Annotated in this window: 17 protein-coding genes; 9 read left to right on the top strand and 8 right to left on the bottom strand. The window is 58.7% G+C overall.

Annotated elements, in window-relative coordinates; all coding sequences use genetic code 11:
• The first annotated feature begins 65 nt into the window (after positions 1–65).
• Positions 66–1112: an oxidoreductase gene (locus tag HFD92_RS02595; RefSeq protein WP_009090319.1), complete on the top strand. Its 1047-nt coding sequence runs from the start codon at positions 66–68 to the stop codon at positions 1110–1112.
• Positions 1113–1182: 70 nt separating this feature from the next.
• Here HFD92_RS02595 and add read toward each other — a convergent pair whose 3' ends face one another.
• The 3 genes from add to manA form a co-directional block, all read right to left on the bottom strand.
• Complete coding sequence (gene add / locus HFD92_RS02590) at positions 1183–2178, bottom strand: adenosine deaminase (protein ID WP_046101778.1); 996 nt, start codon at positions 2176–2178, stop codon at positions 1183–1185.
• A gap of 189 nt (positions 2179–2367) precedes the next feature.
• Positions 2368–3867: a YdgA family protein gene (locus HFD92_RS02585; protein WP_046101779.1), complete on the bottom strand. Its 1500-nt coding sequence runs from the start codon at positions 3865–3867 to the stop codon at positions 2368–2370.
• A 131-nt stretch (positions 3868–3998) separates the two neighbouring features.
• Positions 3999–5174, bottom strand: a complete 1176-nt coding sequence (gene manA, locus HFD92_RS02580; protein WP_167428237.1) for a mannose-6-phosphate isomerase — start codon at positions 5172–5174, stop codon at positions 3999–4001.
• A gap of 197 nt (positions 5175–5371) precedes the next feature.
• Between manA and fumC the strand changes: the two genes are divergently transcribed.
• Positions 5372–6769: a class II fumarate hydratase gene (gene fumC / locus HFD92_RS02575; protein WP_009090312.1), complete on the top strand. Its 1398-nt coding sequence runs from the start codon at positions 5372–5374 to the stop codon at positions 6767–6769.
• Positions 6770–6808: 39 nt separating this feature from the next.
• Here the strand turns inward: fumC and tus are convergent, their stop codons facing one another.
• Positions 6809–7738 carry a DNA replication terminus site-binding protein gene (gene tus / locus HFD92_RS02570; protein WP_167428236.1) on the bottom strand — a complete coding sequence of 310 codons (930 nt, stop codon included), beginning with the start codon at positions 7736–7738 and terminating at the stop codon, positions 6809–6811.
• A 200-nt stretch (positions 7739–7938) separates the two neighbouring features.
• Between tus and HFD92_RS02565 the strand changes: the two genes are divergently transcribed.
• From HFD92_RS02565 to HFD92_RS02550, 4 genes are all read left to right on the top strand, one after another.
• Positions 7939–9123 carry an MFS transporter gene (locus HFD92_RS02565; protein WP_167428235.1) on the top strand — a complete coding sequence of 395 codons (1185 nt, stop codon included), beginning with the start codon at positions 7939–7941 and terminating at the stop codon, positions 9121–9123.
• Between the two features lie 207 nt (positions 9124–9330).
• On the top strand, positions 9331–9825 hold the full coding sequence (locus tag HFD92_RS02560) for an Rrf2 family transcriptional regulator (protein ID WP_046101782.1): 495 nt from the start codon (positions 9331–9333) through the stop codon (positions 9823–9825).
• 256 nt (positions 9826–10081) lie between these two features.
• On the top strand, positions 10082–10900 hold the full coding sequence (locus tag HFD92_RS02555) for an RNase A-like domain-containing protein (protein ID WP_167428234.1): 819 nt from the start codon (positions 10082–10084) through the stop codon (positions 10898–10900).
• Between the two features lie 8 nt (positions 10901–10908).
• Positions 10909–11208 carry a contact-dependent growth inhibition system immunity protein gene (locus tag HFD92_RS02550; RefSeq protein ID WP_167428233.1) on the top strand — a complete coding sequence of 100 codons (300 nt, stop codon included), beginning with the start codon at positions 10909–10911 and terminating at the stop codon, positions 11206–11208.
• 144 nt (positions 11209–11352) lie between these two features.
• On the opposite strand, the gene oqxB is transcribed toward HFD92_RS02550, so the two are convergent.
• Together oqxB and HFD92_RS02540 are read right to left on the bottom strand one after the other, a co-directional pair.
• Positions 11353–14505: a multidrug efflux RND transporter permease subunit OqxB gene (oqxB, locus tag HFD92_RS02545; protein ID WP_046101785.1), complete on the bottom strand. Its 3153-nt coding sequence runs from the start codon at positions 14503–14505 to the stop codon at positions 11353–11355.
• 12 nt (positions 14506–14517) lie between these two features.
• Positions 14518–15672 carry an efflux RND transporter periplasmic adaptor subunit gene (locus HFD92_RS02540; RefSeq protein ID WP_167428232.1) on the bottom strand — a complete coding sequence of 385 codons (1155 nt, stop codon included), beginning with the start codon at positions 15670–15672 and terminating at the stop codon, positions 14518–14520.
• 301 nt (positions 15673–15973) lie between these two features.
• On the opposite strand from HFD92_RS02540, the gene HFD92_RS02535 reads away from it, so the two are divergent.
• From HFD92_RS02535 to HFD92_RS02525, 3 genes are all read left to right on the top strand, one after another.
• Positions 15974–16315 (top strand): helix-turn-helix domain-containing protein, encoded by a 342-nt coding sequence (locus HFD92_RS02535; protein ID WP_009090299.1) that lies wholly within the window; start codon positions 15974–15976, stop codon positions 16313–16315.
• A gap of 86 nt (positions 16316–16401) precedes the next feature.
• Positions 16402–16836, top strand: coding sequence for a ribonuclease domain-containing protein (locus tag HFD92_RS02530; protein ID WP_009090297.1), 435 nt, complete (start codon positions 16402–16404; stop codon positions 16834–16836).
• On the top strand, positions 16836–17099 hold the full coding sequence (locus HFD92_RS02525; RefSeq protein ID WP_167428231.1) for a barstar family protein: 264 nt from the start codon (positions 16836–16838) through the stop codon (positions 17097–17099). Before HFD92_RS02530 ends, HFD92_RS02525 begins: the two co-directional genes overlap by 1 nt.
• Positions 17100–17188: 89 nt before the next feature.
• Here HFD92_RS02525 and HFD92_RS02520 read toward each other — a convergent pair whose 3' ends face one another.
• Positions 17189–19552, bottom strand: a complete 2364-nt coding sequence (locus tag HFD92_RS02520; RefSeq protein ID WP_046101787.1) for a virulence factor SrfC family protein — start codon at positions 19550–19552, stop codon at positions 17189–17191.
• A complete protein-coding gene (locus tag HFD92_RS02515; protein ID WP_167428230.1) occupies positions 19549–22512 on the bottom strand; it encodes a virulence factor SrfB in 2964 nt (987 codons plus the stop codon). The genes HFD92_RS02520 and HFD92_RS02515 overlap by 4 nt, the downstream gene beginning before the upstream one ends.
• Position 22513 lies beyond the last annotated feature (1 nt).

The following is a 22513-nucleotide window of genomic DNA, read 5'->3' as shown; positions in this document are numbered from 1 at the left end:
TCCGCCTTGTTCTCACCTGGTTAATGGTCTTAAATCAATCAGGTTAGCGACAACGAGGAACCAAAATGAGCGATAAATTACGTGTTGGTCTGATCGGCTACGGTTTTGCCAGTAAAACGTTTCACGCCCCGCTGATCGCGGGAACGCCGGACGTTGAGCTGGCCGCCATCTCCAGTAGCGACGCCAGCAAAGTCCACGCCGACTGGCCCGCCGTTCAGGTCGTGTCCGATCCTCAGGCACTGCTGGACGACCCGACCCTGCAGTTAATTGTGATTCCTACCCCGAACGACACGCATTTTCCACTGGCGAAAGCGGCGCTGAATGCCGGTAAGCATGTCGTCGTGGATAAGCCCTTTACCGTGACGTTGTCACAGGCGCGCGAGCTGGATGCGCTGGCGAAAGCCAAAGGGCTGCTGCTCTCCGTGTTCCACAACCGCCGCTGGGACAGCGACTTTCTGACGCTGAAATCCCTGCTGGAGGCAGGCACGCTGGGCGAGGTGCGCTACTTCGAGTCGCATTTTGACCGCTTCCGTCTGGAAGTGCGCAACCGCTGGCGCGAAATGAAAGGCGCAGGCAGCGGCATCTGGTATGACCTGGGGCCGCACCTGCTGGATCAGGCGCTGCAGCTGTTTGGTCCGCCGGTCGCCATCAACGTTGACCTGGCAGAGATGCGTCCGGGCGCGCAGACCACAGACTACTTCCACGCCACGCTGACCTATCCGCAGCGTCGGGTGGTGTTACACGCCAGCATGCTGGTGGCAGCGGAATCCGCCCGCTATACCGTTCACGGCACGCAAGGCAGTTACATCAAATATGGTCTGGACCCGCAGGAAGATCGTCTGAAGTCGGGGAACTTCCCGCCACAGGAGGATTGGGGTTATGACATGCGCGATGGCACCCTGACGCTGGTCGAGGGCGATGCTCTGACGGAAACCACCCAGCTGACTCAGCCGGGAAATTATCCGGCCTATTATGCGGGCATCCGGGATGCGATCGCCGGACGCGGAAACAATCCGGTCACCGCGGAAGAGGCGATTCAGGTGATGGAGTTGATCGAACTGGGTCTGCAATCCGCCGAGAAGCGCCAGACGATGTCGCTGAAGCGCGTCTGATCCGCAGCGTGTGACGCAGCACTGAAAACGGGCCGGATTTCCGGCCCGTTTTTTATGGCTTACAGGCAGATTACTGCACGCGGGCGCGGATAGCCGCTTTCTCTGCTTCGCTGAGGAACGCAATCGTCAGACCGTTTTCCTGCGCCTGACGGATCTGTGCGGCGCTCAGTCCCGCTGCCGGGGCGGCATGATGATACTCGTGGGCGAGCTCGATCCCCTGAACCGCCGGGTCATCGGTGTTGATGGTCGCCAGAATGCCATGCTCCAGGAACGTCTTCAGCGGATGCTGTGCCAGTGACGACACGGTGCTGGTCTGAATATTGGAGGTCAGGCAGGATTCAATGCCGATATGATGCTCCGCGAGGAAATCCATCAGCGCACGATCTTCAATGGCTTTCACGCCGTGGCCGATACGCTCCGCGCCCAGCTCCCGAATCGCCTGCCAGATGCTCTCCGGGCCGGCCGCTTCACCGGCATGCACCGTGACGCGGAAACCGGCGTCGCGCGCCTGATTAAAGTGGCTCAGAAACTCACTGCCCGGGAAGCCCAGCTCATCACCCGCCAGATCGACCGCCGTGATGTGATCGCGATGGGCCAACAGACCATCCAGTTCACTCAGGCAGGCCTCTTCGCCAAAAGTGCGGCTCATGATGCCAATCAGGCGCACATCAACATCATGTTGCTGACGGCCTGCACGCACGCCGTCGATCACCGCTTCAACCACGCCGGCAATCGGCAGATTGTGGGTCATCGCCATATAGCCTGGCGAGAAGCGCAGTTCCGCATAATGAATGCCCGCACGGGCCGCATCTTCCACATTCTCCTGCGCAATCCGGCGGCAGGCATCCAGGTCGCCCAGCACTTTCACGCCCCAGTCGAGCTTTTGCAGAAAGCTCACCAGATCGGGTTCATTCTCGCCAACCTGCACATGCGGGCGCAGGGTCTCCAGCGTTGAGGCGGGCAGGGCAAGGTTAAACTGGCGGCCTAAATCGAGAATGGTTTGTGCACGAATGTTGCCATCAAGGTGGCGATGAATGTCAGTCAGAGGAATTTTAGAATCGATCATGGCGCACTCGCTGAGTTGTCGGTGAAGTGCAGAGCATTATAAAAATATCTTGCGCAACCACGCCAGTTATTTGCGCAACAGCGGCGCCGGATGCTGCTTAATTACGCACTACCGGCGTTAAACGAGGGGGCCGGGGCCTTCAGGCATAAAAAAGGCGACCCGAAGGTCGCCTTAAAGGGGCTCAGAAAATTACTGGGGCATCCCTTCGCTGGTTGGCATGCCCAGCATATAGCGGGAGAGGAACTGTTCCAGCGTCATCTTATCGCCGTTCATGTTCACCTGGCCGTTAGCGTACTGCAGGCTGGTCACGATATTGTTATCCTGCTGCTGAGTAAGACGGAACATCTGCCCCATGGCTGCCAGACCTTTCACCTGCTGATCGGCCAGCTTCTGCGCGTCATCCGCCTGATAACCTTCGGCCAGACCCACTTTATGCATGGTTTCAGTCGCCATGGGCATATTGATGGTCAGCTTGCTGTCCAGGGTTTTCAGCACCCGATCCACCATCGCGCTGAGACTCTGCGCTTCGCCGGTCACGGTCGACGGATCGTTGAAATTCGCCGTCAGGTTAAAGGTGCTCTCGCCTTTATCATTTTTCCAGCTCAGTGGCGCGATGCTGACAGAAGGCGAGCCCTTCAGCAGCAGGGGCAGATTGCTCATCAGAATCTGATGGACGCCCGCCTGATAACGCATCGGGTCCTCGGTAATCCCCGGCTGATTCAGCAACGTCTGCATCTGCGCATTGTAACGATCGGAGAAGGCTTTCACCGCCTGCGCATCAAACTGTGACAGCTTCATCTTCAGCGCCGCCTGACCAAAGTCCTGCTTCTGGAGCTGCACGCTTTCCACTTTATAATCGATATTGCCGCCAATCTTGCCGTTGCTGTTATCGAAAGAGGAGCTGCCTTTCATCCTGTGAAGTGTCAGAGCGTCCTGACCGTTGATGCTGGCATTGACCTTCTCAATATCCACCGCCTGGTCACCGATCCGCACGCCTTCCGGGCTGAGGTGCGTATTCCCGCTCAGTTTCAGTCCATTGACGGTAAACAGAACCGGCTGGCCCATCTCATTTTTCGTGGTCAGTGCCAGGCTATCGACGTCACTGTCCAGCGAGACTTTATCGCCTTTGTTGTCCGCGCTGACATTGAAGGTTCCGCCATTGGTCGCCAGACGCTCACCGGTTTGTGCATTCTGATAATCCACGGGCAGTATGCGCAGCGCCGTATCGGTGGCACCGCTGTAGCCAATGCGGGTGTCTGCATTAATCAGCGACTTGTTGCCGGTCAGCTCAAACAGCTTCTTCACCGCATCGGTGTTAGCCAGTTCGGTATGCACCGACGCCATGCTCGGGATCAGATTGAAGTGCTTCAGCTGAGCGAACGGGAAGGGGCCATGGTCGATGGTTTCATTCAGGATAACGCTCTGACCCGGCTTCAGCAGGGGATTATCTTCCGTCTGCGAGTCAGCCTGCACCACCAGGTTTACTTTGCTGCTGAACACGCCGCGCTGGTAATCCTGATAGCTGATCTTCAGTCGGCTGTTTGGGGCATAAGCATTCAGCTGAGCATTGGCATTCTGTACCAGCTCATCCCTGTGACTTTCGATTTGCTTGCCGGTGAACCATGCCGCGCCTGTCCAGATCACGCCCAGTGCGATGATGACACCTACGGCAACATTGGTCTTTTTCATTGCTGATTCGTCCTTATCCTTGAGTCCGCTTATGCCGCAGGTTAACCCCGACGACCGAAGAAAAACGCCCGCAGGCGTTTAGCGCTAATAGATTGAAATAATAGCAGTTAACCGCGATGCCGTCAGCCGCTTCACCCCAACTCGTTAAATACCCGCGCCAGCCGGCCCGTTCCGGCGACCGTAACCGGCGATTCGCTGGCCGCAATAAAGCATGATTCGCCCGGCTTCAGGGTCAGCTGCTGCGCAGCGCTGGCGATCACGGCCTGACCTTCAATACAGAACAGCACCGCGGCGCTCTGCTGTGCCAGCGGCTGCGGTTCTGTACTCAGGGTATGAATGGCAAAGGCAAAATCTTCCACCGGGATTGGGAAGCGCAGCGCGTTACCCTGCTGGACCGGCTGGGTCAGTAGCGCGCTGGCAGGCTTCTCCTCAAATTTCAGGTTCGCCATCAGCTCAGCAATATCGATATATTTCGGGGTCAACCCGGCGCGTAAAACGTTATCCGAGTTCGCCATCACCTCCAGCGCCACGCCGTTAAGATAGGCATGCGGAGTTTCGGCATAGAGGAACATCGCTTCGCCCGGCTGCAGGGTAATCACATTCAGCAGCAGCGGGGAAAACAGTCCGCTGTCGTCCGGGTATTCCGCCGCGATAACGCGGAGGGTCTGCCAGGGCTCACCCTGTTGTGCGTCAAGTGCGGATTTCAGCACGCCCAGCGCCAGCGATTTGGCGTCCCCCTCCAGAGAGAGCAGCGTCCGGAAGAGGGTGACCAGCGTCTCCTTGTCGGGATGCTGCAGGAAGTGGGCAATCTGCGGATGTGCGCCCGCCACCGGCTCCAGCAGGGAAACCATCTCCGTCATCGGACGAAAACCGTTCATCGCCTGAAATGGGGTCAGCGCAAAGACCAGCTCCGGCTTATGGTTAGCATCTTTGTAATTGCGCTCGGCGGCCGTCAGTGGAATACCCGCCGCGTTCTCACGGGCAAAGCCCGCTTCCGCGGCGTGTTTGCTGGGATGAACCTGAATGGAGAGCGGCTGGTCGGCGCACAGCACCTTGAACAGGAAGGGTAACTCACCAAAACGCTGTGCCACCGCCTCGCCCAGCATGGCGTCAGGCGCAGCATCAATCACGTCGCGCAGCGAACGTTCGCGGCCCTGATCCATGACGGCAGAGGGACTTTTCGGGTGTGCACCCATCCAGAGTTCCGCCATCGGCAGACCCTCAGGATTCGCGATACCGTAGAGCGCCGTCAGCGCCGTTTTACTGCCCCACGCGTAATTCTGCAGCGAGTTGTTCATTTTTTGCATCGTTTAACCCTTTCTCACGGGAAATGATTGCCGGTATTAAAGCAGAAACCGCCGGTAAAAATACATATCCAGCGCAAAAGGACGCTAAGCTCTGATAATGTTAAATTATTGTGTATTACTATCCTGAACGCCCTGGTGCCAGACGCGAAGCGCGGCCGGGCGGTCATTTTTAAAACTAAAGCTAAGGAGACGTATTCATGGCAGCCAACCGCATTGAGAAAGATTCAATGGGTCCCATCGACGTACCGGCAGACAAACTGTGGGGCGCGCAGACGCAGCGCTCGCTGGAACACTTTCGCATTTCAACCGAAAAGATGCCGACGGCACTGGTTCATGCTCTGGCGCTGACCAAGCGCGCCGCGGCAAGCGTTAACCGGGATCTGGGGCTGCTGCCTGCTGACCGCGCGGACGCGATTGTCAGCGCGGCAGATGAGGTGCTGGCTGACAAACATGGTGATGAGTTTCCGCTGGCAATCTGGCAGACCGGGTCCGGCACCCAGACCAATATGAACATGAATGAAGTGCTGGCGAACCGCGCCAGTGAGATCCTCGGCGGGGAGCGGGGGATGTCGCGCCTGGTCCATCCCAATGATGATGTGAACAAGAGCCAGAGCTCCAACGACGTTTTCCCGACCGCCATGCACGTTGCCGCCGTGATCGCCCTGCGCGAACAGCTGATCCCGCAGATCCACGTGCTGAAAGCTACCCTGAGCCAGAAGTCCGACGCCTTCAAAGATATCGTTAAGATTGGCCGTACCCACCTGCAGGATGCCACGCCGCTGACCCTGGGGCAGGAGATCTCGGGCTGGGTAGCGATGCTGGAGCACAACCTGAAGCATATCGAGCAGAGCATTCCGCACGTGGCAGAACTGGCGCTGGGCGGAACCGCCGTCGGCACCGGCCTCAACACGCACCCGGAATATGCGGTGCGCGTGGCGAAGGCGCTGGCCGAACTGACACAGCAGCCGTTTGTTACGGCCCCTAACAAGTTTGAGGCACTGGCCACCTGTGATGCGCTGGTGCATGCGCACGGCGCGCTGAAAGGTCTGGCCGCGTCCCTGATGAAAATCGCCAACGACGTTCGCTGGCTCTCGTCCGGCCCGCGCTGCGGCATCGGGGAAATCGCTATTCCGGAAAATGAACCTGGCAGCTCAATCATGCCGGGCAAAGTGAACCCGACGCAGTGCGAAGCGATGACCATGCTCTGCTGTCAGGTGATGGGCAATGACGTCGCGATCAACATGGGCGGCGCATCCGGTAACTTCGAGCTGAACGTTTTCCGTCCGATGGTTATCCATAACTTCCTGCAGTCGATTCGCCTGCTGGCGGATGGCATGGACAGCTTCAACCATCACTGTGCGATCGGCATTGAACCGGTGCGCGAGCGAATCGATCAGCTGCTCAACGAATCACTGATGCTGGTGACCGCGCTCAATACCCATATCGGGTATGACAAAGCGGCCGAAATTGCCAAAAAGGCGCATAAAGAGGGGCTGACCCTGAAAGGCTCAGCGCTGAAGCTCGGCTATCTCACCGAAGAGGAGTTTGACGCCTGGGTGCGGCCGGAAGAGATGGTTGGCAGCATGAAGTCGTAACGTGATGCGCGATGAGGCCGGTTCGTTCCGGCCTCTCTGTTAAACCGGGCAGTCAACCCAGAGGTGCAGCCGGGGGATCAGCAGATTGAGCGGCTCAGCGGCCGGTTTATGACGATAGGTAATGTTATCGGCGTCATAGTTGAGCAACTCGCCCACTACCGGAACCTGACTGCGATCGCGGCAGATCACCAGAATCGGTGACGGGCATGCCAGCTGAGTCTGCTTTTTCTCCTCTGCGCGCCAGACGCGCGCCACCGGCTGGACTTTAACCGGACGCTTAATCTTCAGGCGGGCTGAAGCGGGCAGGGCGCGCACGCTGGCCAGCTCCTCCTGCACTTTCTCCGCCCACTGTTCGCGCGACCACGGAGCCTGCGCGCGTCCCGCCTTCAGGCTTTTTTCCAGCTGGGCAATGACCTCTTCGCGCTTAAGATTTTTGATGATGTGTTTGTTGGCCCAGCCAAACCGCAGACTGTCCGGGGCGCTGAGCAGGGTGATGGTGCGATAGGCATTCAGGGTAATCAGCCCGCGCAGATGCTGGTGAACGAACTCGAATCGCGCCTCACTCGGCAGGCCGGAATCCACCGTAATCAGCTGCTCCAGCCGGGCTTTCAGCTGGTTAATGAAATCGACCAGCGCGCCGATCTCCGCTTCCCGTTCTGCATCGCATTCAATGCAGAGGGCACCGGGCAGACGCACGGCGGCCTTGGTACTCAGCTGCTCTGACTGATGCTGCATAAAGAGGCGGCAGTAGTGGTCGAGCGCCATCTTCCGCGCGCTGTCGCCCAGATGCTGCTCAACGGCAATGCGGGATATCGCGTCATGCTCGCGACCTTTCACCACCGGCGGCAGGCTGAAAACGCGGGCGATCAGCAGCGGCTGCGCTTCAATCTGCTCCCGCAGTTCACCCAGCGCCTGCTCCAGGTCGTTAACACATTGATGCATATCAGCCACTAAGTCGTAGCGCGTCATGATGAGCCTCCATAGTTACAACGTCCACAATGTGGCAGAAGCCAGCGGCAGTTGCAAGCGCCATATAGTTACAACATACGTCAAATCAGCTATACAAAAACGTGCAGACTGCCGGTCATCAGGTCAGAAGTGCGTGATGCATGCAGGCTGCCTGCGGAACATGATATAAAACGGTTTGCCTGCTAACGAAGAGAGTCGATGTGAATCAGAACATAAAACCGGGCATCGCCGCCATTTTTACCCTGGGCTGTGTGCAGATCCTTTCCTGGGGAGGCTCGTTCTACCTGATGGCGGTGATGGCAAATCCCATCGCGGCTGAGACAGGCTGGTCCCAGCAGTGGATTTACGGTGCGCTGTCGCTCGGGATTCTGGTGTCGGGCCTGCTGTCACCGCTGGCAGGCAGAATCATAGCCCGTACCGGTGGCCGTCTCCTGCTGGCACTCAGTGGGCTGGTGATGGCGGTGGGGCTGGTCATCATGGCGCTCAGCCACGCGTTGCCACTGTTTCTGTTTGCCTGGGTCATTATCGGCGTGGGTATGGCGATGGGCCTGTATGATGCACTGTTTGCCACGCTGGGCACCTGCTATGGCGGTCAGGCTCGGGCTGCCATCACCGGGATCACGCTGATTTCCGGTTTCTGCACCACGCTGGCCTGGCCGGGAACGGCTCTGCTTATCCACGGTTTTGGCTGGCGTGACGCCTCGCTGATCGTTGCTGCGCTGATGGTGGCGTGCGTGCTGCCTGCTTATCTCTTTGCCTTGCCTGCCGGTCATCTCACCCGGTCATTAAAAAAGCGTCCGGCGCAGCCGGCTACGGCAGAGATCGCGCCAGCGCTGTTCTGGCTGCTCTGCGCCATTTTTACTCTGGCTTCAGTGATCATGACCGCCGTTTCAGTGCAGCTTATTACGCTGTTGCAGGCGAGTGGTCACACGCTGGCTTCGGCGCTGGCGATCAGCGCCGTGATCGGCCCGTGTCAGGTGGGCTCCCGTATTGTCGATGTCGCTTTTAAACGCAGCCATCCTATCCGTACCGCCTTTTTTTCTGTCGGGCTGGTGGCGCTGGGCCTGCTGTTGCTGGCATTAATGCCGCAGATGGCGCTGCTGAGTATGGTGCTTTATGGCGCAGGAAATGGCCTACGTGCCATCGTGCGTGGAACTTTACCGCTGGCGATGGTCAAACCAGAGTCTTACGCCATTGTGATGGGTAAGATGGCGCGCCCGGCATTGATGGGGCAGGCAATGACGCCGCTGATTGGCGGATATGTCTTTGAAAGCATGGGCGCAACGGCGACGCTGTGGTTGCTTTGCGGCCTGGCAATCTTTAACGTGGTACTGGTGATAGCGCTGAAGCAGCAATTACCGGCGGCATCGACCCGTTCTGCGTGAAGGCGTGCGGCTCCAGATTCTGCCGGAACAGGGCAGTAAACAGGCTAAGCAGCTTGTGCTATCGGGCCTCTGCCTTTGGTGAATACGTGCCTTGTGACTGCCGGTTTGCTTCAAAAAAGCAACAGTGTTTGTTATATTTATTGCTCATTGATTGTTCATTTATGCGGCAATAAAACAAGAAGATGCACCGCAACTCAGGATAAATAAATGCTTGATTACCGCTTCCCGACAGCTTTGCAAATGGTTCTGAGCGTAGCGATGGCGGAGCAAATGGGAAAACGCTCTACCAGCGCGATTCTGGCCTACGGGCTGGAAGCGAATCCCAGTTTCATACGAAAATTGATGGTCCCGCTGACCCGTGATGGCATTATCGTCTCCACGCTGGGCCGTACCGGCTCGATTCATCTGGGCCGTCCGGCTGCGGAAATTACCCTCAAGGATATCTATGTCTCCGTCATTGAGGATAAAAAAATCTGGGCTGCGCGTCCCGACGTCGCTCCGCGCTGTCTGGTCAGTGCTAACCTCTGCTGGTACTTTAAATCGATAGCCGATGAAGCCGAGCAGGCGTCACTGGATGTGCTGGCAAAACGCACCGTCGCCGATGCGCTGAATGAGCTGAAAAAGCGCGATACCAGTAACTGCACCGCCGTGCCGGAACCGGAACCCGAAGAGATTGACGATCTCTGCAAAAAAAGCCGCTGATGAGCGGCTTTTTTTATGCCAGTAAATAGTGATGCCTGCCTCAAAAACACTTAAAGCTGATAGCTCTCTGCCTGACACCGTTCTTCACGATCAATAATTTAAGATTATGAAAATTATAAAATATTATTTTTACCCGTCATCCGAAATCATTTATGAATAGTTTTATGTCAATATGTTTTCTGACTTTGGTTGGATCTGAAACCTGAAAGATCGATACAATCCGGCTGTGTATCTAATGGTCAAATGAGGTTTCATTATGGATGATGGCATAAAAATCATGATGTCCCCGGTTCAGCTCACCGCTGTTATTTCGGATAAAACGGTAACTGAAGGAGAAACGCTCAGTAACCGATTGTATGGTGGGCTGAATCTTGCATTAGGAACGCTGGAATTAACCGGAGCAACCGCGCTGTGTATCGCGCCAGATCCATCTGGATTGACAAAAGCGGCATGTGTTGTTGTTGGTGCATACAGCCTTGATACTATTAATGCGGCTGCTAATCAGATACTGACTGGCAGAAATACGCGTACAGCAACTTTCCAGGTTGCATCAGCGACGGCTCAAAAGCTTGGCGCTGATGATAAGACTGCAATGAATATAGGTTTAACTGTAGATATTTCTGTACCTATGGCGTTTGCGTTTGCTGCCGGCGCAGCACGCGTCGCCTCTGTCCGATTCGGTAAGTTAAAGCTGGCGGAGCATGAAGCCGTCAGAGGTATTAAGGCTGGCGGACATACTATCGCTAAGCATGTAAACATTCCTGAAGCAGATTTACTCGCACGTCTTGCACGAAGTCCAAAGACACCTCTTGCGAGCTCGTTTGTTAATATAGAGCAAGCAGAACGATTCATCAGCGCTGGCTTGAAAGCGAACCGCTGGAAGATCATGTATTGGGCTGCAGCCAAAAGCGAAAGCATACTGGAATTAACCTGGCAGGCCCGGACCGTAGTCGGTTATGGTTTCAGGCAGAGTAGTACAACCCGTCTGGAAGCTTATGCTGTCAGGATTGTTTTGCACCGTAAAATGTTTAACGGCAAACCCTATTATCTTCTGACTGCATATCCGTCCTTTTGAGGCTATCAATGAATACAAGCTGTAAAAATATTGGAACCCTCATTCGGGTGTTTTTTGGTCAGGATTATGATTTGTTTGGGGAAACGGTCGAAGAAGTGCTGGACAGTTATTTAGAAACTGAGAACCCAAAAACAGCGGAAAAAGTATGTCTGGAGGCAGAGTATTTGCTGTCGCTGAATGAACAATCACTTACTGAGACTTTTGAATCCATCAGCCAGGGAGAGTTCAATCCTGAACCCTGGGGAGAAACCGAACGAAGCTTCCTGGAAAAGATAAAAAATTATCTGAGTGCAAGACTTCAACGTTAAAGGTAAACGGCGTTTCATGACGTTAACCGGAGCTTTTGCCTGGTATCAGGGCAGCGTTGATTCGTGTGGCAGTGCTGCACTGGTCTGTGAATGACGGACAAAAAAAGGGGCGATCATCCGATCGCCCCTTTTAACGTTGAGGGTTTACGCCGTCACGGTTTCGGCATCTCCTGACCGGCGCGTCACCAGCTTACGCAGTGCGACGTAGAACACCGGCGTCAGGAACAGGCCGAACAGCGTCACGCCGAGCATCCCGGAGAAGACGGTAATACCGGTCACGCCGCGCACCTCTGCGCCCGCGCCTTCACCCAGAATCAGCGGCACCGTACCGGCGATAAAGGCGATGGAGGTCATCACAATCGGACGCAGACGCAGACGACAGGCTTCCAGCGCCGCCTCTACAATGCCTTTGCCCTGAATCTCCAGCTCGCGCGCAAACTCGACAATCAGTATCGCGTTCTTACAGGCCAGCCCCATCAGCACCACCAGTCCGACCTGAACAAACACGTTGTTATCTCCACCGGTCAGCCAGACGCCAAACAGGGCAGAGAGCAGGGTCATCGGCACAATCAGAATCACCGCCAGCGGCAGCGTCCAGCTCTCATAGAGCGCGGCCAGCACCAGGAAGGCCAGCAGCACCGCCATCGGGAAGACAATCAGTGCGGTATTGCCCTGCGTTGACTGCTGATAACTCAGGTCGGTCCACTCGATGTTCATGCCGTTAGGTAACAGCTGACCGGACATCGTTTCCAGCTGACGCATCGCCTGCGCTGAAGAGAGCACGCGCGGATCGGCATCGCCAATCAGATCGGCCGCCGGGTAGCCGTTGTAGCGGATCACCGGATCGGGGCCGTAGGTGGTGGTGATGTTGACCATGCTGCCAATCGGCACCATCTCTCCGCGGTCGTTGCGGGTGCGCAGGTTAGCGATATCCTCGACGCTGTCGCGGAATTCGCCGTCGGCCTGCGCCATCACCCGCCAGGTGCGACCAAAGCGGTTAAAGTCATTCACGTAAGAGGAGCCGAGATAGGTCTGCAGCGTGCTGAACAGCGCCGTCAGTGACACCCCCTGCGCTTTGGCTTTATCCCGATCCACCTGCACATCCAGCTGTGGCACATTGGCCTGATAGGAGGAGATAGGGAAGTGCATCCCCGGCGTCTGCATGATGCTGCCCGACAGCGTATTAATCGCCGTCTGCAACGCACCGTAACCCAGACCCGCGCGGTCCTGCACATAGAGCGAATAGCCTGAGCCCTGACCCAGCCCCAGAATCGGCGGTGGCATAATCGAGAAGCCAAAGCCCTGCTGGATTTGGGCAATCTTCGCATTGATCTCCGCGTTAATCTCCGCCGCGGTGTGCTTACGCTCGCTGAACGGTTTCAGGCCGAAGAACACCGTGCCGCTGTTAGGCGTATTGGTGAACTGCAGGGCATTCAGGCCGGGGAACGCCACCGCATAGGCGACGCCTTCGGTCTGCATCCCGATTTCGCTCATCTTACGGATCACTTCATCGGTGCGCGCCAGCGAGGAGCCTTCCGGCATCTTTACGCCACCAATCAGGTAGAGCTTATCCTGAGTCGGAATAAAGCCGCCCGGCACGGTGTGGAACATAAATCCGGCACCGGCCAGCAGCAGCAGGTAAACCGCGAACACCGCGCCACGCCGACGCAGCGTTCGGCCAACCAGCGACTCATAGCCATGTGCGCTGCGCTGGAAGAAGCGGTTGAAGGGCCGGAACAGCCAGCCAAACAGCGCATCAATAATCCGCGTCAGCCGGTCTTTCGGCGCGTGGTGATCTTTCAGCAGCATCGCCGCCAGCGCCGGAGAGAGCGTCAGGGAGTTAATGGCGGAGATGACCGTGGAGATCGCGATGGTGGTAGCGAACTGCTTATAGAACTGTCCGGTCACGCCGGAGAGGAACGCCATCGGCACAAATACGGCACAGAGCACCAGCGCAATGGCGATAATCGGGCCGGAGACCTCACGCATCGCCTGATGGGCTGCCGCGCGCGGCGACAGGCCCATCTCGATGTTACGCTCAACGTTCTCCACCACCACAATGGCGTCATCCACCACGATCCCGATCGCCAGCACCAGCCCGAACAGGCTCAGGGTATTGAGCGAGAAGCCGAGCAGATAGAGCACGCTGAATGTTCCGACCACCGACACCGGCACCGCCAGCAGGGGAATGATGGAGGCGCGCCAGGTCTGCAGGAACAGAATGACGACCAGCACCACCAGGATCACCGCTTCCAGCAGGGTCTGCACCACCGCTTTGATCGAGTCACGAACAAACACCGTCGGATCGTAAGGAGCCGCCCATTTCACATCATTGGGGAAACGGGTTGCCAGCTCATCCATTTTGGCGCGCACCGCATTGGAGAGATCGATGGCGTTGGCACCCGGAGCCTGGAAGATACCGATACCGACCGCATCTTTGTTGTTCAGCTGTGAGCGCAGGGCGTAACTGCCGGACCCCATCTCAATACGCGCCACATCACGCAGGCGCACCAGCGAACCATCTTCTGAGGTTTTCAGGATAATGTCGCCAAACTGCTGTTCGCTCTCCAGCCGTCCCTGCGTGTTGATCGACAGCAGAAAATCGCTCTGCTTTTTCAGCGGCTCGGCGCCGAGCTGACCGGCAGAAACCTGCACGTTCTGCTCCTGCATCGCGGTCACTACGTCTGAGGCGGTTAAGCCACGCGCCGCCACCTTGTTCGGGTCCAGCCAGACGCGCATCGCATATTCGCCCGCGCCAAAGATCTGGATCTGACCGACGCCCGGCAGACGCGCTAGCTCATCTTTCACCTTCAGGGTGGCGTAGTTACGCAGGTAGAGTGAATCGTAGGTATTGTTGGGTGAAAACATGTGGACGACCAGCGTCAGGGTCGGCGACATCTTCTGGGTGGTGACACCCAGACGACGCACATCTTCCGGCAGACGCGCTTCAGCCTGCGCGACGCGGTTCTGCACCTGAACCTGCGCCTGATCGGGATCGGTGCCGGGACGGAAGGTGACGGTCGTCACCAGCACGCCGTCAGAACCGGCCACAGATTTCATGTACATCATGTTTTCGACACCGTTGATCGCCTCTTCCAGCGGCGTCGCCACGGAATCTGCAATCACTTTCGGGTTAGCGCCGGGATACTCGGCGCGCACCTGCACGCTGGGTGGCACCACGTCGGGATATTCGCTGATCGGCAGCAGCGGGATAGCAATCACCCCGGTCACGAAGATCAGGATTGACAGCACCGCCGCAAAAATAGGCCGGTCGATAAAAAAGCGGGAAAAGTCCATAGCGGCCTCGAATTAGTGAGCGGCTGCCGCACGCATGGCGACCTGCTGAGCAGTGACCGGCATGCCGGGCATAAACACTTTCTGCAGTCCGGCGACGATCACCCGGTCGCCCGATTGCAGACCCGATTTGACGATGCGCAGACCTTCCACCATCGCGCCGGGCTGAATATCGCGCCGCTGAGCTTTGCCTTCCCCATCCACCACGTAGACATATTTGCGATCCTGGTCGGTCAGCACCGCCTTATCATCGATCAGCATGGCCTCGAACTGTGCGCTGCCTGGCAGACGCACGCGGGCAAACAGACCGGGCGTAAACTGACGCGCCTGATTGTCGAGCAGGGCGCGCATACGAATGGTGCCGGTGCTGGCGGTCAGCTGGTTATCCAGGAAATCGACCTTGCCCTGATGCGGAAAACCCTGATCGCCGACCAGCGCAATCTCAACCGGCAGCGCATGACGCTGCTGGCCCTGACGCGCCATCGCCTGATAGTGCAGGAAGGTGTTTTCATCGACGTCGAAATAGACATACATCTGCTGCTGCGACACCAGCGTGGTCAATACACTGGCGCTGTCACCGGCGGTCACCAGATTGCCGGGGGTAATCATGGCGCGGCTGGCGCGACCGTCAATCGGCGCAGTGACGCGGGTAAAGTCCAGGTTCAGCTGCGCCATATCGACGGCGGCTTCGGCGGCCAGTACATCCGCCTGCGCCTGACTGGCGGCAGCGCGACGCTGTTCCCACACCTCACGCGAAATCGCCTGGGTGCCAATCAGCTTCTCGCTGCGACCCGATTCGCTGCGCGCCAGACTCGCCTGGCTGCGCGCCCGGGCCAGCTCCGCCCGGGCCTGTTCCAGCGCCGCACGATAACTGCGGTCGTCGATGGTGAAGAGCACCTGACCTTTTTTAACCTCATCCCCTTCGTGATAGTTCACTGACTCGATGTAGCCAGAGACGCGCGGACGCAGCTGCACGCTCTGCACCGCTTCAACGCGACCATTAAAGTTGTCCCACTGGCTCACCGGCTTGATGAGCACCGGCGCGGCGCTTACTTCAGGCGGTGGCGGCGGGGCGTTCTGCGCCACGCCCTTATCGCAGCCGCTAAGCAGGCTGATAAATATGACCATCCCTGACAGGGTCAACCCCTGACGAACCCGGTTCGTAATCATTGTTGTTATTCCGCGATAAATAGAAAAGACGACCTGCAGGCCAATATTTGCAACTTTTAAGATTGCAATTAATCGCAGGGAGTGTAGGCTTGCGTCGCGGTCAACTGCAAGAATAACAGATACACTTTATGTGCGGTTTAGTACGGGGCGATGAAAGCCTGAGCAATCCGGGAAAAACCCTGAAAAAAGTGCGGCATTTAATGTACCAATAAAACTTGCATTAAATGGCATAGTCAGCCACCTTTAAGTGTAACTGCAACTGATACTAATACTTTTCGCTACAGCGACAGGAGAGACTGGAATGATGAGTGACGCCTTTATTCACGATTTAATCGACTGGATTGATAACAACATCGAAGCACGTCTGGATCTGGATACCGTTTCAGAGCGCGCGGGCTACTCCAAGTGGCACCTGCAGCGCATGTTCAAAGAGCACACCGGCTATCCACTGGGTGAGTACATCCGGGTGAAGAAGCTGAAAAAGTCTGCCGATCGCCTGACCAGCACCGATGAACCGATTCTGAACGTCGCAATTTCCCTGGGCTTTGACTCTCAGCAGTCTTTCAACCGCAGCTTTAAACGCCAGTATGGTGTGGCACCGGGTGCATGGCGTCGTCACAGCGGTGATTCGCACGCTGCATAACTTCGCCAGGGCCAGCCTGTCTGGCCCGCGCTTTCCTCCGGGCGCAAAACTGGTATCATCTGCATCCTGTCGTCACGGATGCCATCATGTCAAAAAAACTCTGGATTGGACTTTTCTTTGTCCTCGCGGCCTGCTTTTATGGCCTTAAACCTTATCTCAACACCGTTTCTGCGCCGGCTCAGGCCGATATCGCCACCCTGACCGATGCCCACACCGTGGCGCGCTGGGTGCTGCAGCATCAGCAGTTACCGGACTACTACCTGACCAAAAACGAAGCGCGGCAACGCGGCTGGAATCCGGCCAAAGGTAATCTGTGTGAGGTTCTGCCTGGCAGGGCCATCGGCGGTGACCGTTTTGCTAACCGCGAAAAGCGGCTGCCCCCGCGTGCGGGTCGCCAGTGGTATGAAGCGGATGTGAATTACCGCTGCGGACATCGCGACGCCGATCGTCTGGTCTACTCCTCTGACGGGCTGGTGTTTCTCTCCACCGATCACTACCGCAGCTTCAGACAGGTGCCCTGATGCTTGAACTGGACTTTGATCTGCGCGAACTCACCACGCGCGCGGCTTTTTATCGCGAGTTTGCCGGGCAGAGCGGTTGTCCGCCGACCTTTGGTCATAACCTGGATGCGTTGTGGGACTGGCTGACGGGCGGCATGGCGCTGCCTGCCACACTGCGGTTGCAGCATTACGCGGCGCATCAGGCTGATTTAGCGCCGGTGCTGGCGCTGCTGGAAGAAGCGGCGCAGTCGCTGGAAGGCGAACTGCACCTGATCGTGGAGTAAGCCGGCAACGGTTTTATTGCCGTCTCAGTCTCAGGTCGGCCGGGAGGCAGGGTGCAGTCGCACAGAGGCAAACTGCACCCGATTATCGGTTACGTGCGCAGCGGCTTCAGCAGCGCAATCAGCGCCTCGCGGGCCGCCAGCGGCAGATCCCCACCGCCGGTATAGCCGTTGTTCTCAACGATCACCTGATTCAGTCCCACCAGCCAGTCGTAGATGTAATAGGCGGTGTGATTCGCCGGTGCCGCAGAGAGTCGGGTCAGGCGCTGACCGGCACCGAAGCTGACGCTGGGAGCGGGCGGGCGCGAGAAAATCACCTGACCGCGGTTAACGCGGCTGGCGGGACGTTCTGATTCCGGGCGCTGTAAAAAGCCGAGCCAGGCCACAAAATCGCCCAGCACCGTCATCGCCCGCGTCACCTGCCGGTCGGCGCGGGATTCGTGCGTCACGCTTTGCGTGTCAGGTTCGTGCAGCGCCTGCTGCAGTTTCTGCGCAATATCGGTGCGGAACCCGGCGGTGATCAGCTCTTCTACCAGCCACTCCATCGTCGCCTTATCCACGTTAAGTAACGCCAGCAGGCTGCGGTTTTCCGGCAGCTGACGCAGGTGATCCAGCCACAGCAGCAGCACCTGGCGCGGAAACTGCTGGCTGCTGTGCAGGCTCTGACGCGGCTGAGCCGGTACGTCAGCGGGTGCGTCACTGAACAGGTCAAATTCAAACCCGATGCCGAACTGATTCTCCGGCGCCTGATGGGCCGGTTTGCTGCCCGGCAGGGTCGCCTGATTGAGCCACAGCTGACGCAGGGCTTCACGCGGCGGCTGCAGACGCTCCAGCAGCTCGCCATGCAGGCCGGTGCGATGCTGTAAACATTTCAGCAGCGTGTCGGCGATGTTCTGCTTGCGTGCCGCCTGTTCCGGGCTGGCACCCGCTTCGGTCCACGGCAGTAAACGCCGCTCTACGACGGTGTGCTGAATCTGCGCGAGCTGGGCCAGCAGCATGTCGCGGCGGGCGTCAGGCTGCATCTCATCCTGCAGCCAGCTCGCCATGCGATCGACGCCCGCGCGATCCAGGGCCAGCATGGAACCCCAGTGCTGACCGGGCTGTCCCATCTGCCGCTGCACCGCCTCATCCACATTAATCTGCTGATGACGGGCGTCGAAGGGGGTGATGGCCCAGATTAGGCGCGGTTTCTCTGCGGCCTCCTGAGCAGGCTGCTGGCGCTGCCATTCGCGCAGCGTTTCGCTGACCCGATCCGCATCCTGACGCTGGCTGGCCGCCGTGCAGACCAGCAGCAGATCGATCGCCTGTCGCGCGGCATAAAAGCCCGGCAGCAGGGCGCGTTTCTGTTCCAGCAGCTGTGCGCGCAGCGGGTCCTGCTGCTGCAGGCGCTGACGATCTTCCTGGGTCGCCACATCACTGGCGTGACCGGGCGCGGGCAGCTCCAGCATGTCAGCGTCATCATAGAGCGCGGTGCGCGGGGTGGAGCTCAGCGGCACCAGCACTTCCAGCGTCAGCAGAGCCAGCAGGCCCAGCGGGACGCGCTGGGCCTTGCCGATGCGGTTGCCGTTCAGCGGGCAGACTTCCACCGGCTGCTGCTGATCCTGTTCGCTGGCTGGAACAATCAGCTGTCCGGCAGGCAGCAGGGCGTTATCGACCAGCAGGCTTAAGGGGGCGAGCACCCGGCTGCTGTTACGCAGCTGATGGCGCAGATGCAGCAGCGTGCGCAGCATCTCGCTCAGCGCCGGTTCAGCGGGCCAGAGCAGGGAGAACAGCTGCACCCGGTCGTCGACGCTCAGCCAGGGCGCCAGCTCGACCGCCTGTGGCCAGAAGTGGCGATCCAGGCGCGCATCGTAGTGCGGACGGCGACGGCACCAGGACCAGAGCGTGACCAGCGCATCACTGTCCAGACCGGCCAGTGGCGAGGCGAGGCGATGGCGCTGCAGACGCTGCAGCCCGCTGTCGATCTGCGCCACGTCGGGTGTGCCTGCAGCGGAACAGGCGAGCATCAGACGGATAACTTCCGCGTCATTCAGCAGGGTCAGTTCAACCGGCCACTCAGTCGAGAGCGGCTCGCGCTGATGGCTGAAGCGGGTGGCGGTGGCAAAATCCAGGTTGCCGGGATTGACATGCTGGAACCAGTAGAGCTGTTTGTCGCCCATGCGGGTCACCAGCTGGCCCTGTGCATCGGCCACCATCTCGTTAAGCAGCCAGGCTTTGCCGGCCTGCGACTGACCAAACAGGGCCAGCGTCACCGGACGGGCGACCTGCTGTGCCAGCGCCTGGGTCTGCACGCGAGCCTGACGCAGTTGCAGCGTCAGCGTTTCCGCCTCCAGCGCCAGACGCGGCGACTGCTCACGGCTGTTCTCAATCCATTCCAGACTGTTGTTCAGGGCGTCCTGTAACAGGCCCAGACGTTTTGCCAGCGTCTGAGGCTGGCGGGGTTTCAGGGCTTTCATCGTTTACACACGCTCCCGCTGTCAATCCAGTATTGCGCATTGGCGTTGCCGGTCGCCGACAGGGTATTCAGCTTCAGACTCAACTGCTCCAGCGGCACTCGGGTGCCATCATCCAGCTGCGCATCGCTTAGCACCAGGTTTTCCGGGCCGGACGCACCGGGGCCGGCTTTGACCGCCAGGCGGATGCGCAGCACGCTTTCGCCCGCCACTTTACGCGCCAGCGTCGGGTCGTTCAGCGTCAGGCTGTAAAGCGGTGAGGCGGGCCAGCGGTCGTTATCGAGCTGGCGGAAGCCCAGACAGACGTTACCCCGGATACGGAAACTGCGTTTCCGGTCCAGCGCAAAGCCGGGATCGTCGAGGTCAATGTCGCTGTAGCAGAGATTCTCATCCGTCAGGGCCTGGTTTTCATCCAGCATACCCAGATAGCGGATGGTCGAGTAAGGTTCAAAATCGCCCGCGCGGAACCAGAAGCTGCTGAGGCGCAGATCCAGCGCCAGCAGGCAGAGCATCGCGCCGACGGCGGCGGTCGATTTCGGGTTGTCGATGCGGCCGTGCTTGTTAAACGGATACCAGTCGCTGGTGTGATAGCCTTCCAGTGACAGAATGCGGCTGCCCGGCAGCGGCTGCAGATGGCGCACCAGCGCCTGAATGCCAGGGAAGCGTGACGGACGCCCGGTCAGCAGCAGCACATCGCACTGGTAGAGCGAGACCACCTCACACATGGAGCGCAGCGCCGGGATGATGGCCATCCGGTGCTGCATAAACTCGCCGTGCAGCTGCGCGAGGCTCACGACCAGCGGCACCTGCAGCAGATCAAAGCGGCTGTTGCCGCCCAGCTCGCGCTGGATCTCGCCGTTGACAAAGGCGAGCACCGCCTCGCCAGGCGTCTGCTCAACCAGTTCGCCGAACAGGGCGTTGATTTCTGCGTGACTCTCCAGTGGATCCCAGTTCTCATAGCGTTCCAGCACCGCCTGCGCCAGCGGAATAAACAGCTGCAGCGTAACCTGCTGACGCAGCGTGGCCTGACCGTCCATGCGGCTGTCGTGACCAAACAGCTTGTTCATCAGCGGTTCCGCCAGCGTCAGGCCCGCTTTCTGCAGGTGCTGCTGCAGCGCCGGTAAGATCCACAGCTGAATCACATCCAGCAGGATGTCATCGCCCGCCACCTTAAAGCCTTCGCGAAACAGCAGGCGCGGCGTGATTTTAACGTTGTTGCCCTGACCATCATCCAGACGATACTGGGTAATCGCCAGGTCGGTGGTGCCGCCGCCGATGTCAATCGAGGCGATGCGCAGGCTTTTACCTGGCAGTTCGCCCTCATCGCGCGGCCGATCCGGACGCGCCATGCTGCTGAAAAAGTCTTCAGCGCGACCGGCAAAGTTGACCTGCGTCTCATTGAACAGCCAGACCATCTGTCCACAGGTGGCTTCATCCCACTCCATCTGCACATCCGGCAGCGGTTTCGGGTTCTGACGCGAGACGGCCGGCGCCAGGTCATCCTCATCCGCGAGCCAGCCTTCGGCTTTCCAGACCAGCGCCAGCGCCTCCTGCATCCGGCGACGGAAGATTTCACGCTCCGGCTTGGGCATCGCGGACGGCAGCGTCAGGATCACATGGCGCAGCTGACGCGGCGCGTGACTCTGCGGCATACGCTGACGCTGAGCCGCGCTATTCATCTGCATCAGCGCCTGAGCCAGCAGCTCACAGAGCATAAAGGTCATCAGCGAACTGCGGCTGTAGTGCGGTGAAAAGACCGGCAGACGATCGTCCGGCGCCAGCGTCGACAGCGGCTGGCCTTCATCATTCAGCAGCGTGGTAAAGGGGGCACCATAAGCCAGCGGTTCGGCCTGCTCGCCCGGCGTGTTAAAGCGCCAGCCCGGCTGATAGCGTGCCTCATCCCACAGATAACGGCGCGGGCTGGAGAGGCCGGTGCTGCCCTCCAGTCCCGCACGCTGCAGGGCCAGACGGCTCGCCTCACGACCGACACGCGTCAGTGACGGCCACATAAACGCCTGTTCGCGCCCGCTCTCCAGCGAAAAGTTCGCTTTACCAAAGCGGGTTTCGGCAAATTCCAGACGGCTGTCAAACAGCTCGTTGTAAACCTGATGCGGCTGAGAGAGGTCGCGCAGCTGCAATTCATAGGTCTGCTTCAGGCCGTTGCTCTCTTCCGGGTGATCTTCCACCAGGATGCCGCAGGTGTGGGAGTTGCCCACATCAAGGATGATATCGACGTTGACCGCTGGGGTCTGCAGTGTGGTGGCCTGAATGTGGATCTCGCTGAGGTCGAGCTGCTGGCCCAGCAGCTCCAGCAGATTCAGATAGTGCGCCTGATACTCAAATTCACGCAGCGCTTGTTTGATCGCCTGCTCGCGGCGGTCGCTGACGCGGTCGGTAAAGGATTCGCGCAGCCAGCCATCGACCCAGGTCAGATCGAGAAAGTCGCCCAGCTCGTAGTTGTGCCAGGCGAGGGCAAAGGTGACCCCATTCTGCGCATCCGCCGGGGTAAGGCCCAGTTGCTCGCCGCCATCCTCTTCCGCCACGCAGCGGGTATCAAAGGCAAGGGTAACGCGATGGGTATTGCCCGCTGCGTCCGGTGCGGGCAGGGCAACCAGACGCATGCGCGCCCAGTTTTCAGGGCCACCGATAAAACGACGTCCGCTGGCACAGCGCAGCATGGGCAGCGGCAGCCAGCAGGCTGACAGCAGCGTCAGGGAGTCCGCCAGCGCGATATCGGATTCCGGGCGCACCACTTCGGCAGCGCCGCCATCTTCCGGATAGAGCAGGAACTTTCCGCTGTTGCCATCGACGTTCAGGCGCAGCAGCGGGCCGTTGGCCGTCTGGCGCACAAACTGACGGCGCGCCGGGGTATCTGAGAGTTGCAGGCCAAAATCCAGAAACTGCACGCCGCTGTTTTCAATCAGCGAAATTTTTTGTTTGTCATCGATCAGGGGAGCCAGCATC

This window comes from Pantoea sp. EKM101V, assembly GCF_011800325.1.
GTDB lineage: Bacteria > Pseudomonadota > Gammaproteobacteria > Enterobacterales > Enterobacteriaceae > Pantoea > Pantoea anthophila.
The sequence above is the reverse complement of the archived record's forward strand: the minus strand, read 5'-3'. Positions and strand labels throughout refer to the sequence as shown.